Genomic DNA, 14317 nt, shown 5'->3' with positions numbered 1-14317 from the left:
ACCTAATAAATACAATGAAAGATAGAAAGATGCTTTTACATTTACTGGCAGGTATTTTCTTTATAATCACAATACCAACCATAAGCCAGGTACCAGCCTTACCTTCAAATGAAGAATTAGTACGTCCTTTCGGAAGTCAGGATTCGAAAACCTTTAAATCCCCTCCCAACGTTTATCATCCGGAAACGTGGTTTCATTACATCGGAGGGAATGTTTCCCTCGCCGGCATTACGGCCGATCTGGAAGCGATTTCAGGCGCCGGCATTTCCGGAGTCCAACTGTTTCACGGGCAGTTTGGGGGACCTTGGCCCGGAGTGGAACCGCAGATCGCTTGTCTCAGCCCGTTATGGGATGATGCGGTGAGGCATACGGCGGAAGAATGCCGTCGTCTGGGATTGCGATTTACTATGCAGAATTGTCCAGGTTGGGCTATGTCTGGCGGGCCGTGGATAGAACCGTCCAACGCCATGCGGAATCTGGTGTGGAGCCGGACCGATATTGATGGAGGAACTGCCGTAGATGAAATTTTGCCCGTTCCACAACCGAGCAACGAACCTTGGCGTGACTATAAAGATATTACGGTACTCGCTTTTCCTACTCCGCTCGATGATACCGGGCAGCCTCTCAAACCATCTTCCGTTAAAAGTAACCGGGAAATGGCTTGGAAAGATTGCTTGTTGGGAACGGCTACAGAACCGCTCCTATTTGCCCCGACGACAGCAGCAGACCCTCATTGGATAGAAGTCACTTTCCCGAAAGCGGTAACGGTTCGTACCGTCGAGTTTCCGAGTATTAACAGCCTTAACCACAGTTGGTGCTATGAGCCCGGGGTCGATGTGACCGTACAGGCCTTTCTTCCGGACGGGAAAACGGAGACCATCCTTCAGACTGCTTTGCCCCAAAGTAGTTGGCAGGATGATTATCCGATCTCTATCGCCTGCCCGGAAGTGAAAGGGGTAAAGAAATACAGGATCAGTATCGTCAACCGGCATGACATAGCCCTCCGGTCACTTCGTTTGTTTGCTGCCGCCCGCAAGAACAATTGGGAATCCGAAGCCGGATGGACGCTGCGCAGCATCGAACGGACAGGGGCGCATCCCCGCCAATCGGCTGAAGCGTTTATCCGTCCGGATAAAATTCTTGATTTATCGGGAAGCATGGATGAAAAGGGAAATTTGAAATGGAAGGCCCCGGCCGGGAAATGGACGATTCTCCGTGTCGGCCATGTAAATGCAGGTATGAAGAACGCTCCGGCGCCTGCTGAAGGGACCGGATGGGAATGCGATAAGCTTTCTGAGGCTGGGCCCAATGCTCATTTTGCCGGATATATCGGTCGGCTTTCCAACGGACCGCTGAAGGGCGGTTTGCTGAATGGGATGCTTTTAGACAGCTGGGAATGCAAAACCCAGACGTGGACAACTCAGATGGAACCGGAATTCCAACGAGTCACCGGCTATTCCCTTCGCAAATGGCTTCCGGCCGTATTCGGATATGTCATCGGCAATCAGGAGACGACGGCACGATTCCTGCTCGACTGGCGTTCGACTCTTGGCGACCTTTTCGCTAATAAATTCTATGAACGTATGTCCAAGCTGGCGAAAGACAACGGATTGAGCGTCTCTTACGAAACGGCTGCCGGCGATATATTTCCCGCAGACATTATGGAATACTATAAATATGCCGATATCCCCATGTGTGAATTCTGGCAACCTTTTTCCGAAGGATTTGTCGGTTCGCTGAACTTCAAGCCGATAAAACCGACCGCTTCCGCTGCGCGCCTTTACGGCAAGCCCCGTGTCGCCGCCGAGGCGTTTACTTCCTTCTCTCTGACATGGGACGAACATTGGGACATGTTGAAAGAAGTTGCCAACATCAACAGTGTGGAAGGTGTTACCCATCTGGTTTTCCATACCTATACGCATAATCCGCGTACCGATTTCCTACCTCCCGGAACTTCTTTCGGCTCGGGAATCGGTACGCCGTTCCTTCGCGGGCAGACCTGGTGGAAACACATGCCTGAGTTTACGACCTATCTTTCTCGTTGCACTTATCTGCTCGAACGGGGACGGCCGGTCTCCGACGTACTCTGGTACCTGGGTGACGAAATGAATCATAAGCCCGATCAGAACGCTCCCTTTCCTGAAGGATTCAAGTATGATTATTGTAATCCCGATGTCCTCCTGAACCGGTTGAGCGTGCTTGACGGTCAGTTGGTTACTCCCGAAGGGACCGCTTACCGTATCCTTTGGATACCCGATGCGCCGCGTATGCTTCCGGAGACCTTAGAAAAGTTACAGATCCTTATCCGTGAAGGAGCGACTGTTGTCGCCGATGCGCCGCAGGGACTTGCAACCCTTACTGGAGGTAAAGAAGCGCAAAAACGGTTTGATGACGCCGTAAAAACTCTCTGGGGAAAGGTATCCGGGAAAAGCGTCCGGAAGATAGGAAAAGGGAAAATACTTTCCGGCATGGCTTTGCCGGAGGCTTTACGGGAATTGCACCTCTCCCCCGATGTGAAAGGAGAGGCGCTTTGGGTGCATCGCAAGGCTGAAGGCGCCGACTGGTATTTCGTCTGTGCCCCGAAAGGACAGGAGTTCAAAGGGACGCTTGACTTCCGTTGCCATGGACAGGTGGAATTATGGGATCCCGTTACCGGCGAATGCATTCCCAAAGCCGGCAAGCATAATGGTGATTATACTTCCGTAGAACTCGATCTCCCCCGGGCAGGTTCTTGTTTTATCGTATTCAGGCCTGGAGAAGAAAGTCGTGTTCCTGGAGAAGGGACGCCTGCGCTCACTTCCCGCACGCTTGATAATCCATGGACACTCTCCTTCCCTTCCGGGTGGGGAGCGCCCGCCGAACTCCGGATAAAGGATTTGCAAGCTTGGAAGGAATTAGATCTTTCACCCGAAGGTAAGGCTTTTTCGGGAACGGTTACCTATACGACAACCTTTAATCTTGATGAGGTAATGCCTGCAATGCACTATTTTTTGGATCTCGGCCGGGTGGAAATGATTGCTGTCGTTTCACTCAATGGGAAGCCGCTTCGTACGTTATGGGCTCCTCCTTACAATCTCGACCTGACCGATGCCGTTAAACCCGGGGAAAATACATTGACGGTAGAAGTCACCAGTACGTGGTTCAACCGTCTTGTTTATGATGCCGGACAACCGGAAGCAAACCGCAAGACTTGGACGATTAACGGCCCGGATAAGAAGGAACCTCTCAGGAATAGCGGTTTACTCGGGCCGGTTGTCTTAAAAACTGAATCTTCAGTTCAAAAGTGAATGCTAACACGATATAAATGAAAAAGGTTTTCTTCGGTGGACCACTCGGTAATGAACCGGATCGGGTATCATATCCGTCCTGGGAAGCATGACGTAACCGATGTGGACGGGACAAACTATATCCTTTTTGCACGTAAACATTGCGCCTTATCCGAATAGCAGCCTATTTTTTTGCCGGCTGAATCAATAAAAAAACACCCGGCAAGGCTGTTGGAATTCAGTTGGCTCAATACCGGAAATTCGCCGGTTGAATTAAAAAGATCAGTTAACTATTTATTATTATGAAGTTAACTGGTTTTTTTATTCGGTACAAGTTGTGATTTAACAAGGAGATTCGGGGCGTGTAAGGCATTGGTGAAAAATTTCTTTAATCGTTTGTTTGATATATGGATTTAATCTACCTTTGCGGCATAGTTAAAATCCCTTTTGGAGGGTTTGATTGTGTAAATTCTATAACAATTAAATAACTTAAATTATCATCTTATGTGGTTACTTAATTCTTCTATCGGGAGGAAACTGATAATGAGTATATCAGGAGTTTTCCTTCTTCTGTTTTTAATTTTTCACTTATGCATGAATGTGACAGCTGTCTTCTCGGAGGAAGCATATAACATGATTTGCACGCTCCTGGGCGTTAATTGGTATGCCGTGGCGGCGACAGTGGTTCTGGCGGCGATCATTGCGATCCACTTCATTTATGCGACGCTGCTGACTTTGCAGAACCGGAAAGCGCGGGGTAATGACCGGTACGACGTCAATGTGCGTCCCAAAGGCGTTAGCTGGGCTTCGCAGAACATGTTTGTGTTAGGAGTCATCATTATCGGGTTTATGCTCTTGCATTTCAGCCAGTTCTGGTACAAGATGATGTTTGCCGAACTGCTCGGGAATCATGAGGTCGAGTTGGGTGGAACGCTGGTTTCGCCGCAAAACGGCGCTGCTTTTATCCGGTATTATTTTAGTCATCTGTGGGTTGTCATTGCCTATTTGATTTGGTATGTCGCTTTGTGGTTTCACTTGACACATGGCATCTGGAGCGCTCTTCAGACGGTGGGTTGGAATAACACGCTGTGGTATAACCGTTGGAAAACGATCGGTAACATCGTTGCCACTCTTATTTTCCTTGGTTTTGCTTTCGTAACCATCGTGTTTTATCTGAAAAGCCTCTGTGGCGGCGCTTGCTGACAAGAGGAAAGTAAAAAGGATATCTAACTGACGAAAATTATCAAATTATGGATCAAATAAATTCTAAAATTCCAAAAGGCCCGTTGGCCGAAAAATGGAAAAGTTATAAGGATCATCAAAAATTGGTGAATCCTGCAAACAAACGTCGTTTGGACATTATTGTCATAGGTACGGGATTGGCCGGAGCATCAGCTGCCGCTTCCCTTGCCGAAATGGGATTCAATGTGTTGAATTTTTGCATTCAGGACTCTCCTCGCCGTGCGCACTCCATCGCCGCTCAGGGAGGTATTAATGCCGCTAAGAATTATCCGAATGACGGCGACTCGGTATACCGTCTGTTTTATGATACGATCAAGGGAGGCGATTATCGCGCCCGCGAAGCCAATGTATACCGCTTGGCTGAAGTCTCAAATAGTATTATCGACCAATGCGTAGCGCAAGGAGTTCCTTTCGCCCGCGAATACGGGGGCTGGTTGGACAACCGTTCGTTCGGCGGGGCACAGGTATCCCGTACGTTTTATGCTCGTGGCCAGACGGGGCAACAATTGTTGCTGGGAGCTTATTCTGCATTGAGCCGTCAGATCGGCAGCGGAAAGGTGAAAATGTACACCCGCCACGAAATGTTGGACGTTGTGCTGGTTGACGGCCGCGCCCGGGGAATTATCACACGGAACCTGATCACCGGTGAAGTGGAACGTTATGCGGCGCACGCTGTCGTTATTGCGACCGGCGGTTATGCCAATACGTTCTTCCTTTCGACGAATGCAATGGCTTCCAACGGATCGGCTGCCTGGCAGTGTTATAGAAAGGGAGCTTATTTCGCTAATCCTTGTATGGCGCAGATTCACCCGACTTGTATTCCGGTACATGGTGAGTTCCAGTCCAAACTGACTTTGATGTCTGAATCCCTTCGTAACGACGGTCGTATCTGGGTACCGAAGAAGTTGGAGGATGCCAAAGCACTCCGTGAAGGCAAGTTAAAGCCGACGCAGATTAAAGAGGAGGATCGCGACTATTACCTGGAACGTCGTTATCCGGCCTTTGGTAACTTGGTGCCGCGTGATGTCGCTTCCCGTGCTGCCAAGGAACGTTGTGACGCCGGTTTCGGTGTAAATAATACTGGCCTGGCCGTTTATCTGGATTTTGCCGATGCGATCGATCGCTTGGGCAAAGAAGTAGTTGCTGAAAAATACGGAAACTTGTTCCAGATGTATGAAAAAATTGTAGATGATAATCCATACGAAACCCCGATGATGATCTTCCCGGCATTGCACTATACGATGGGAGGTATCTGGGTTGATTACGAATTGATGACTTCGATACCGGGGTTATTTGCTATCGGCGAAGCTAACTTCTCCGACCACGGAGCGAACCGTTTGGGCGCTTCTGCGTTGATGCAGGGTCTGGCCGACGGTTATTTTGTCCTTCCGTATACGATTCAAAATTACCTGGCCGACCAGATTCAGGTTCCACGTTTCAGTACCGATCTGCCGGAGTTTGAAGAGGCGGAAAATCATATCCGCAAACGGGTTGCCCGTTTGATGGAGGTCAAGGGAAAACGTTCGGTGGACAGCATTCATAAAGAACTTGGACACATCATGTGGAACCATGTCGGAATGGCTCGCGATAAGGACGGTCTGATTGAAGCTATCAAGATGCTGAAGGATCTGAAGAAAGAATTCTGGAGCAATGTCCGGATTCCCGGTAAGGCGGACGACCTGAATGTAGAGCTTGAAAAGGCGCTTCGTCTGGCTGATTTTATCGAAATAGGCGAACTGATGGCGCGCGACTCGCTGGACCGCGAAGAGTCCTGCGGAGGACATTTCCGTGTAGAGCATCAGACTCCGGAAGGGGAGGCTCTGCGGGATGATGAACATTTCGCCTATGTCTCCTGCTGGAAATACCAGGGAGAAGACCAAGACCCCGAATTATTAAAGGAACCGCTGGATTATGAATTTGTAGTACGTCAACAACGGAATTATAAGAACTAAGCGGGAAAGTCGATTCGTAAAATTGTAAAGATTAAAATCATGGATAAGAATATAGATATCACACTAAAGGTATGGCGCCAGAAAGGACCGAAAGAGAAGGGCTTTTTTGAAACCTACCAATTGAAAGGGATCTCTCAGGGCAGTTCATTTCTTGAAATGCTGGACGTGCTCAATGAACAGTTGATCAACGAGGGCAAGGATCCAGTTGTCTTTGATCACGATTGCCGCGAAGGTATTTGCGGTATGTGCTCGCTCTATATCAACGGCCATCCTCACGGGCCGGATACGGAAATTACTACCTGCCAGCTTCACATGCGTAAGTTTAACGACGGGGATACGATTACGATCGAACCGTGGCGTTCCGCCGGTTTTCCGGTGATCCGCGATTTGATGGTCGACCGCTATGCATTCGACAAAATCATCCAGTCCGGAGGATTTGTTTCGGTCAATACCGGCGGTACCTTGCCGGATGCCAATGCCATTCCTATTCCCAAGCATAACGCTGAAATGGCGATGGACGCCGCCGCTTGTATCGGTTGCGGAGCCTGCGTGGCTGCCTGCAAGAACGGTTCAGCCATGTTATTCGTTTCTGCTAAGGTCAGCCAGTTGGCGCTCTTGCCTCAAGGCCGGGTAGAAGCCACCAAGCGGGCGAAAGCAATGGTCGCCAAGATGGACGAATTGGGCTTTGGTAACTGTACCAATACTCGCGCCTGTGAGATGGAATGCCCGAAAGGAATTTCTGTCAGCAATATCGCACGGCTGAATCGTGAATTCATCGGCGCGAAGTTGAAAGATTAAACCAGTCATCTTTTTACATACGAAAAGAGGTCGTTTCCTTCCTGGGAAATGGCCTCTTTTGCATATATTTGGATGCATTCAAGGCGTCTCTACGGAGAATCTACCGGATGTCTTTATTCTTGCCTGACAATTTTTTCTTTGGATTCACCAGGGCAAACTCTTGTTATGTTCGGCGGAAGCTCCAGCTTCCGTCGGTGATAAAAGCGAGGCTCCTGCCTCGCAATGATTATCCTTCTTTAAAGATAGTCGAAGCAGAGCTTTGCTTCCAACACGACGGAGTGAGGATACTCCGCCGAATGTAAAGGAATAAATGCGAATCCCTGTTGGATTCACCATGTATATTTTTGACCCGGTCAAAAATAAATTAAACGGAAGTCAAAAATATATTTGAGTGGCAATTCTTCAAATTTTCTCAGGCGCCAAACGAATAAATGTTACGTGGGAATATGAAGATGGATCAAACCGATAAGCTATTTTTCCATCGGATTTCTGTCGTTTTAACATCTATGAATAGAAAATGGATGTTTCTCTGGCTTCTTTACGATTTATTGCATGTTGAAAAACATAATTTAGCACTTTTTCTATTGACAAACCATTGACACTGCCTTATCTTTGTACTGTGGTTTTTTCATAATAGTATTAGATTTAAGGTTAACAAAGTTGGTTAGGGGATGTCGGGAGACATCCTTTAATTGTTTTTAGACGTTTCTGTTTCTTCTCTAATCGAAAGTGCAATTTCACAAGATTTATTGTCCGGTATGTAAATGCCCTGATGAAGCGGCTAATCTGTTCGTCAATTCGATGACGCTTTCATAGCTGAGATCTCCGACCAAACGCTCCCGCTCTTTGAATGTATATGAAAACAAGCTGCGGGAGTCATCATATCCGTCATAGCGTAGCCCCGCCAAATCAGAGAGCGAATAAATGAAATCGTCGGTAGAATAGGGGCGGTTGATATCAAAACAGAGATCTCCCCGGCTCCGGCGGTAATTATCCGGAATCCATACCAAAAACGGAATTTCGCACATCGGCGTTGTTATTTTCTCATAAGCATGCCCGGCAAAATCCCGGTAGTCATAGACTTCTTCCCCATGGTCGGAGAAATAGACAAGCAAGGGATTTTCCCGCTTCTTGAGTAATTCGATCGCCTCAGCTAATATGGAATCGTTATATAATACGGTATTGTCATAGCGATCGATGGTTGTTTTGGCTCCATCTGTCAGATAGGGTGCCCCGGATTTTACTTTTCCGTCTTTCCTGTGATTAAAGACATTGAAAGCAACGGGATAGCGGAATTCGTATGCCATGTGGCTGCCGATTAGATGTATTACGATTAGCTGGGAGCGGACAAGCGGTTGGGTGAGTATTTTTTTGAGAGGTTCCAGTATTACTTCATCCGGCTTTTTACGAAGAGACAGGTTTTTGATATGTTGTGCCTGTTCCAGTAAGTTATCGTAGCTCGTACGGTAATTTCCTCCGAAAGGTTGATTGCTGATAAAGTATGTTTCATATCCGGCACGGTTGAAAAGTTCAAAAAGTGAAGGACGTGTTATAATATAATCCGGATTTTTTTTATCGGCAAAACTCATGACCGAACGAATAACCGGTATGGTATGCACTTGTGGGGAAATTACATCTTTATAAACAAGTAAATCGGATTCCTTGGAAAGCAACGGGTTGGTCGGCCGGTTGTAGCCATATAGAGACATATGATGCCGTGTCTCCGACTCTCCGATGATGACGATAATCGTTTTTAATTCGGAATTGGTCGTTGTTACAGCAAACGGGACGGTTTGCCGTTCCTTGATTGCTTTGTCTTCGATTGCTGTCCTCATCTTATATTCGAAGAAAATCCGGTAAAAGTTCACGAAATAAATAGACTTGGCGATCCGTTCAATAGAAAGGGAAAAAAAAAGGATGGTCATACAACCCAGGAAAAGATATTTATGTTTCCATACGGACAACCTCTTCGTGCGTTTCATTTTGCAGATGAGAATAATGGGGATTACTGCATAAATCCCCACACCTAAAAGAACCCAGGGGCTTAGGTAATAGGCTACGAATTCTTTCGATTCCTCGGGATTGGTTTCAAAGAGGCTGATAATGCTGTCTTCAAATAGGAGTACATGGGCAAAAAGCAGATATGCAAGGAAAATGACTCCGGGAACGAGGGTAATGAACAAAAGTAGTGAAGCGATAACCTTTTCCGTTTTACTCGTCATAAAGAAAAAGAGAAGAAAGAGAACAGCCAATAAACCAGCATTCACAAAAATATTTGCGATCAAATACCGGGCAGGTACATTTTGGGCAATCGGACTGACCAATGGGATAACAAGTAGGATATATATTAGAAAGAAGAGTTGAAGCTTCCTTTCCTTAATAGCTTGAAGCATTATCTTTTTCATTCATTCCTTATGTAAGGTTTATAAGAAACATTTCAATTTTCAGGTTTGATTCAGGCGCGTAAAGATACTTGCTTTATTTGATTTCCAAAAAGTATTTGCCCTTTTTATGGGTTATATGGTTCGGATCGGGATCGTTTTATCGGGAATAATACGGCATTCATCGCTATTTAGCTTGTATCTGACGCTGAATGTTTGATCGAGGAATTACAAAGCCATACATTTACCGAATATTAATAATAGAAAGAATGGAAACAAATCAGGGAAACAAATTGCATGGCCAAAGGAAAAGATTACTTTGGGCTGTTTTATTTATTGTAGCTGGCTCATTGCTCTTGGCAAATAATATGGGATATATAAATGATTCGCTTATAGATATCCTTATTTCCTGGCCAATGCTGCTCATTGTATTAGGTTTTTCTTCTCTTTTCGGAAGAAGCGGATATGTTGGCGGCTCGGTGCTGATTTTAATCGGTACTTATTTTCTTTTGCCTAAATTAGGTTGGATAGATTACGAACCGATTCGGGTGTATTGGCCTATCGTGTTTATTGTTGTCGGAATTATCCTATTGCTTAGGCCGAAAATACGGCATAATAAAGATTGGAAAAATGACTTTAGAAGGATCGAGGAGAATCGTTCGTCCGATGGATTTGTCGTATCGGATAATGTTGCAGGAGGAGTCAGGCAGGTTATACTTGAAAAAACGTTTAAAGGTGCCCGGATCAGGAATACGTTCGGAGGCACGATTATTGATTTGAGACGGACGGAACTGGAGCAGGAAGTAGCTTACATCTATATTTATTGTACTTTCGGCGGAGTAGAACTTTTTGTTCCGCCCGAATGGAATATTCTGAATGAAGCGAATGTGCTCATGGGAGGATTGGAAGACAAACGATATGGCGGGGCGGAAAAAGATCTTTTGCATAAGGTTATCTTACGAGGAAATATTACTTTTGGTGGTGTCGAACTCAAAAGCTAAATGATAGAGCATCCATTCATCTCTTCTCTACAATACCGGATGGCAGGCGTTGTGACCTGCCTCTGTGTAATGGCTGTCCAATGGGGATTATTGGTGTGCTATACCGGATTATCTCCCGATGAAGCTGTGATAGATAGTGTTGTTTCAATCGGATTGTTTGCTTTTTTCGGTTTCCTGAGTTGGCCACTATTTGGATTGGTTCATTCTTTTGGAATTAAAGTTTTGTTTCTGGGAGTTGTACTTTTTGTTAATTTTCTCGGAACTTATGGTTTGTTGTTTCTATTCGGAAATACGTCTGTTTTTCTTTCAACTCTTCCTTTCCGTCTTTTATTCGGCGGTCTGAGTTGGATTATCCTTTTCCAATGGTATGCTTCTATACTTCGTGAAGCGCGTTTCTTCAGCGAGTTGAGCGAAGAAGAAGACGAAGAGAAGGATAAAATTCCTGCCGAAGCGGAAAAGTTATCGGATTGGATTTCCGTAAAAGACGGGAGCCGTATTCATCTGATTCGCCTGAACGAGATTTTTTTTATTCAATCCTGCGGTGATTATGTAACCATTTTTGCTGTTTCGGGACAACATATTAAAGAACAGACCATGAAATACTACGAAACAAATCTTCCGCAGCCTGCCTTTGTCCGTATTCATCGTTCTTATATTGTGAATACCGGGCAGATTGCAAGAGTGGAATTGTACGGTAAAGATAATTATCAGGTTTTGTTGAAAAACGGTATTAGCTTGCGTGCCAGTAGCAACGGCTATAAACGGTTGAAAGAGCAGTTATCCCTTTAATCGCCGATAATTCGGTAAATGCCTCCCGGCAAGGACTTGATTTTACCGTCCATTTCCAACTCAAACAGAATGGAAGAAAGTTGCTGGACAGGTAGCCCTAATTCAACGGCTAACAGGTCGATTTGTACCTCTTTCTTTTCATGGAAGAGTTTCAGTACCGGATGGGTTTCTTCCGCATTGTTAAAAGGCAATTGAGGTTCTTCATTGGAAGGCGGCGTTTTCTTAGGAAGGGCCCAATTCAAACTTTCGATCAGATTGGCCGCCGAGGTGATTAGGCCGGCCTTGTTCCGGCGAATCAGTTCGTTACATCCTTTGGAGCGTATGTCTCCAGTGCGGCCGGGAAAGGTATAGACCTCCCGTCCGTAGGATAAGGCCAGATCGGCAGTTACGAGCGAGCCGCCTCGTTCGGCCGATTCAACCACAACAGTAGCGTCTGCCAAGCCGGCAATCAACCGGTTGCGCTTCAGGAAATTCGGCTTGTCGGGATTGGTCCCGCTGGGAAAATCGGTCAATAATCCTCCCTGTTTCAGCATTTCTACGGCAGTCGAGCGGTGGACGGGAGGATAGATCCGGTCCAAGCCGTGAGCCAGAACGCCTACCGTCGGCAGTTGGTTCGCTAAAGCCCGGCGATGGGCTTGTACGTCTACTCCGTAAGCCAGGCCGCTGACAATGAGTAAATCAGGAAAGACTGCAGCCAGGTCGCGGATCAGTACATCAGTCAATTCTTTCCCATAGGGTGTGATGGAGCGGGTACCCACGATACTGAGGATATGCCGGGCCTGCAGGTTGGCGTTTCCCTTGAAATAGAAAAGAACCGGAGCATCCGGGCATTCGCGGAGGCGGGTAGGGTAGGCTTCGTCCGTCAGGAAAAAGGTGGAAATATGATTCGCTTCGACGAAAGCCAGTTCTTTTTCCGCCCGGGCCAACAAGCCGGGCTGGCGGATGGCGGCGGCAGTTGATTCGCCGATGCCGGGGACTTTTTCCAATAGTTGTTTCTTTTCGGTAAAGACGGCTTCTGCGTCTCCGAAATACTGTAATAGATGGCGGGCCAGGATATCTCCGACCCCGTTGATCATAGTTAAGCCGATTTGGTAAATACGTTTGTCTGTCATTCTGTATTGGGTTGCCGTTTGAGCAATTCGTCGAAATAATCCCCCCGCGTGAGCTTGCCATTTTCCACGACTACCGTTTCGATACGGCCCCTTGCCGCCAATACCAGGTCCGGAATCCGGAGTATATCCTGGAGGAAGACCCACTTCGGGCCCTCTTTAGCCATGTTCAGGCAGGAGAGAAAGTGATCCCCGCTATGCAAAGGAGTTTTATATCGGATGTCCACGCGTGATACGAATGCATCCACATTCCTGTCATGCATCCGTCCGAAGTTTTCTCCGAGCGATTCGAGAAATTCGTGGCGGGTGTGTTCCATATAATGTTGATAATTGGCATTGTTTACCACCCCTTGCAGGTCGCATTCGTAATCGCGGACTTTCATTTCCAGTGTAAAAAGATACTCTTTCATATTTAATTGTTGGAAGTATGAGTAGAAACCATTTTATAAAGGCGGTCGGAAGGGCGTAGTTTTTGCCCGATTTTAAAGGAGAAACGCTCCCCTTTGACCGTTTCCTTCACAGGTTGCAGGTTTACGCGTATTTCGTCGATAGTGTGGAAAATCGCACCGGTAGTCGGACCGGTAATGAGGATTTCGTCTCCGGCTTTCAGCGAGCCCGATTCCATTTCGAATTCAGCTACCTGCAGGCCACTGAAATATTTAATGCCTTTGGCGACATATACCTTTTTCCGGGTAGCACTGGAACCGTACTGGCTGGTCCATTCCCCTAGCCGTTGCCCGAGGTAATAGCCATCCCAGAAGCCGCGGTTGAAGACTCTTGCCAGCCGTTCGTCCCAAACGGCTATCTTTTCTTCGTTGAAAGTCCCTTCGCAATAAGCCTCGACCGCCTCTTTATAGCAGGCGGTAACCAAGCGGACGTATTCCGGCCCGCGGGCGCGTCCTTCGATCTTGAAGACCCGGACGCCGGCATCCATCATTTTATTCATGAAATGGATCGTCTTCAAGTCTTTCGGCGACATGATGTATTGGTTCTCGATATCCAGCTCGATCGAACTGTCTTTGTCCTTCACCGTATAAGCCCGGCGGCAGATCTGGTTGCAGGCCCCCCGGTTTGCGGAGGCGTCCATCTCATGCAGGCTCAGGTAGCATTTGCCGGAGACAGCCATGCATAAAGCTCCGTGCGCAAACATTTCGATGCGGATCAGTTCCCCCTTCGGCCCCTTGATCTGTTGCTCAATGATCTTCCGGTGGATTTCGCTCACCTGGTCCAGGTTGAGTTCGCGCGCCAATACAACTACGTCGGCAAAGCGGGCGTAGAACTTCAGCGCTTCGATATTGGTAATATTCAGCTGGGTGGATAGATGTACTTCGACGCCGGCTTCGTTGGCATAGTTCATTGCCGCCACGTCAGCCGCAATAATGGCGGAGACTTCCGCTTCTCTGGCCGCGTCGATAATCTTGCGCATCAGCGACAGATCGTCCTCGTAGATGACGGTGTTGACCGTCAAGTAGCTTTTTAGCCCATGCTCGCGGCAAATGGATGCGATCTTCCGTAAATCCTCGGTCGTGAAATTATTCGAAGAGCGTGAACGCATATTCAGCCCCTCGATACCAAAATAGATGGAACCGGCACCCCCTTGTATGGCCGCCATCAACGATTCATAGGAACCGACAGGCGACATGATTTCAAATTCTTCTTTCTTATGCATGTAGCAACTCACTCGTTCTAACCGGCTACAAAGATAGCGCTTCTTTTCGAGTCGAGCGAGAAGCAGCGGGAAGAAATAAAAAAGCGGAAAGTCCTCTTTTGAGAACCCTC

The 14317-nt window shown here is 47.2% G+C and carries 12 protein-coding genes; 7 read left to right on the top strand and 5 right to left on the bottom strand.

Annotated features, from left to right (window positions below; all coding sequences use genetic code 11):
• Window positions 1-14: 14 nt before the first annotated feature.
• The 5 genes from BQ8014_RS18455 to BQ8014_RS18440 all read left to right on the top strand — a co-directional run bounded on the left by BQ8014_RS18455 (window position 15) and on the right by BQ8014_RS18440 (window position 7258).
• Window positions 15-3287: a glycosyl hydrolase gene (locus BQ8014_RS18455; protein WP_234998091.1), complete on the top strand. Its 3273-nt coding sequence runs from the start codon at window positions 15-17 to the stop codon at window positions 3285-3287.
• A gap of 36 nt (window positions 3288-3323) precedes the next feature.
• Window positions 3324-3446 (top strand): hypothetical protein, encoded by a 123-nt coding sequence (locus BQ8014_RS19915; protein ID WP_255376317.1) that lies wholly within the window; start codon window positions 3324-3326, stop codon window positions 3444-3446.
• Window positions 3447-3770: 324 nt separating this feature from the next.
• Window positions 3771-4469, top strand: a complete 699-nt coding sequence (locus BQ8014_RS18450) for a succinate dehydrogenase cytochrome b subunit (protein ID WP_080905637.1) — start codon at window positions 3771-3773, stop codon at window positions 4467-4469.
• Window positions 4470-4516: 47 nt separating this feature from the next.
• Window positions 4517-6460, top strand: coding sequence for a fumarate reductase/succinate dehydrogenase flavoprotein subunit (locus BQ8014_RS18445; RefSeq protein ID WP_080905636.1), 1944 nt, complete (start codon window positions 4517-4519; stop codon window positions 6458-6460).
• 39 nt (window positions 6461-6499) lie between these two features.
• Window positions 6500-7258 (top strand): succinate dehydrogenase/fumarate reductase iron-sulfur subunit, encoded by a 759-nt coding sequence (locus BQ8014_RS18440; RefSeq protein WP_080905635.1) that lies wholly within the window; start codon window positions 6500-6502, stop codon window positions 7256-7258.
• Window positions 7259-7402: 144 nt separating this feature from the next.
• On the opposite strand, the gene BQ8014_RS18435 is transcribed toward BQ8014_RS18440, so the two are convergent.
• Window positions 7403-7594, bottom strand: coding sequence for a hypothetical protein (locus tag BQ8014_RS18435; protein ID WP_080905634.1), 192 nt, complete (start codon window positions 7592-7594; stop codon window positions 7403-7405).
• A 410-nt stretch (window positions 7595-8004) separates the two neighbouring features.
• Entirely contained in the window at window positions 8005-9663 is a 1659-nt protein-coding gene (locus tag BQ8014_RS18430) for a sulfatase-like hydrolase/transferase (RefSeq protein WP_080905633.1), read from the bottom strand.
• 245 nt (window positions 9664-9908) lie between these two features.
• On the opposite strand from BQ8014_RS18430, the gene BQ8014_RS18425 reads away from it, so the two are divergent.
• Both BQ8014_RS18425 and BQ8014_RS18420 read left to right on the top strand, forming a co-directional pair.
• Entirely contained in the window at window positions 9909-10640 is a 732-nt protein-coding gene (locus BQ8014_RS18425; RefSeq protein ID WP_160150126.1) for a LiaI-LiaF-like domain-containing protein, read from the top strand.
• Window positions 10641-11429 carry a LytR/AlgR family response regulator transcription factor gene (locus BQ8014_RS18420; RefSeq protein WP_080905631.1) on the top strand — a complete coding sequence of 263 codons (789 nt, stop codon included), beginning with the start codon at window positions 10641-10643 and terminating at the stop codon, window positions 11427-11429. It abuts the gene before it with no gap.
• On the opposite strand, the gene dprA is transcribed toward BQ8014_RS18420, so the two are convergent.
• The 3 genes from dprA to BQ8014_RS18405 are packed head-to-tail and all read right to left on the bottom strand — an operon-like array spanning window position 11426 to window position 14207.
• Window positions 11426-12541, bottom strand: a complete 1116-nt coding sequence (gene dprA, locus BQ8014_RS18415; RefSeq protein WP_080905630.1) for a DNA-processing protein DprA — start codon at window positions 12539-12541, stop codon at window positions 11426-11428. The genes BQ8014_RS18420 and dprA overlap by 4 nt on opposite strands.
• Entirely contained in the window at window positions 12538-12948 is a 411-nt protein-coding gene (locus BQ8014_RS18410) for an acyl-CoA thioesterase (protein WP_080905629.1), read from the bottom strand. The genes dprA and BQ8014_RS18410 overlap by 4 nt, the downstream gene beginning before the upstream one ends.
• 2 nt (window positions 12949-12950) lie before the next feature.
• Window positions 12951-14207: a peptidase U32 family protein gene (locus tag BQ8014_RS18405; RefSeq protein ID WP_080905628.1), complete on the bottom strand. Its 1257-nt coding sequence runs from the start codon at window positions 14205-14207 to the stop codon at window positions 12951-12953.
• Window positions 14208-14317 lie beyond the last annotated feature (110 nt).

Origin of the sequence: Parabacteroides sp. Marseille-P3160 (genome assembly GCF_900162725.1) — a bacterium.
GTDB lineage: Bacteria > Bacteroidota > Bacteroidia > Bacteroidales > Tannerellaceae > Marseille-P3160.
Note: the sequence above shows the minus strand (reverse complement) of the source record. Positions and strands in the feature narration are given on the sequence as shown.

Coding starts and splice junctions, on each gene's coding strand:
- BQ8014_RS18450 (WP_080905637.1), top strand. CDS start 3,771: ATGTGGTTACTTAATTCTTCTATCGGGAGGAAACTGATAATGAGTATA.
- BQ8014_RS18420 (WP_080905631.1), top strand. CDS start 10,641: ATGATAGAGCATCCATTCATCTCTTCTCTACAATACCGGATGGCAGGC.
- BQ8014_RS18455 (WP_234998091.1), top strand. CDS start 15: ATGAAAGATAGAAAGATGCTTTTACATTTACTGGCAGGTATTTTCTTT.
- BQ8014_RS18425 (WP_160150126.1), top strand. CDS start 9,909: ATGGAAACAAATCAGGGAAACAAATTGCATGGCCAAAGGAAAAGATTA.
- BQ8014_RS18440 (WP_080905635.1), top strand. CDS start 6,500: ATGGATAAGAATATAGATATCACACTAAAGGTATGGCGCCAGAAAGGA.
- BQ8014_RS18410 (WP_080905629.1), bottom strand. CDS start 12,948: ATGAAAGAGTATCTTTTTACACTGGAAATGAAAGTCCGCGATTACGAA.
- BQ8014_RS18430 (WP_080905633.1), bottom strand. CDS start 9,663: ATGAAAAAGATAATGCTTCAAGCTATTAAGGAAAGGAAGCTTCAACTC.
- BQ8014_RS18405 (WP_080905628.1), bottom strand. CDS start 14,207: ATGCATAAGAAAGAAGAATTTGAAATCATGTCGCCTGTCGGTTCCTAT.
- BQ8014_RS18435 (WP_080905634.1), bottom strand. CDS start 7,594: ATGGTGAATCCAACAGGGATTCGCATTTATTCCTTTACATTCGGCGGA.
- BQ8014_RS18445 (WP_080905636.1), top strand. CDS start 4,517: ATGGATCAAATAAATTCTAAAATTCCAAAAGGCCCGTTGGCCGAAAAA.
- dprA (WP_080905630.1), bottom strand. CDS start 12,541: ATGACAGACAAACGTATTTACCAAATCGGCTTAACTATGATCAACGGG.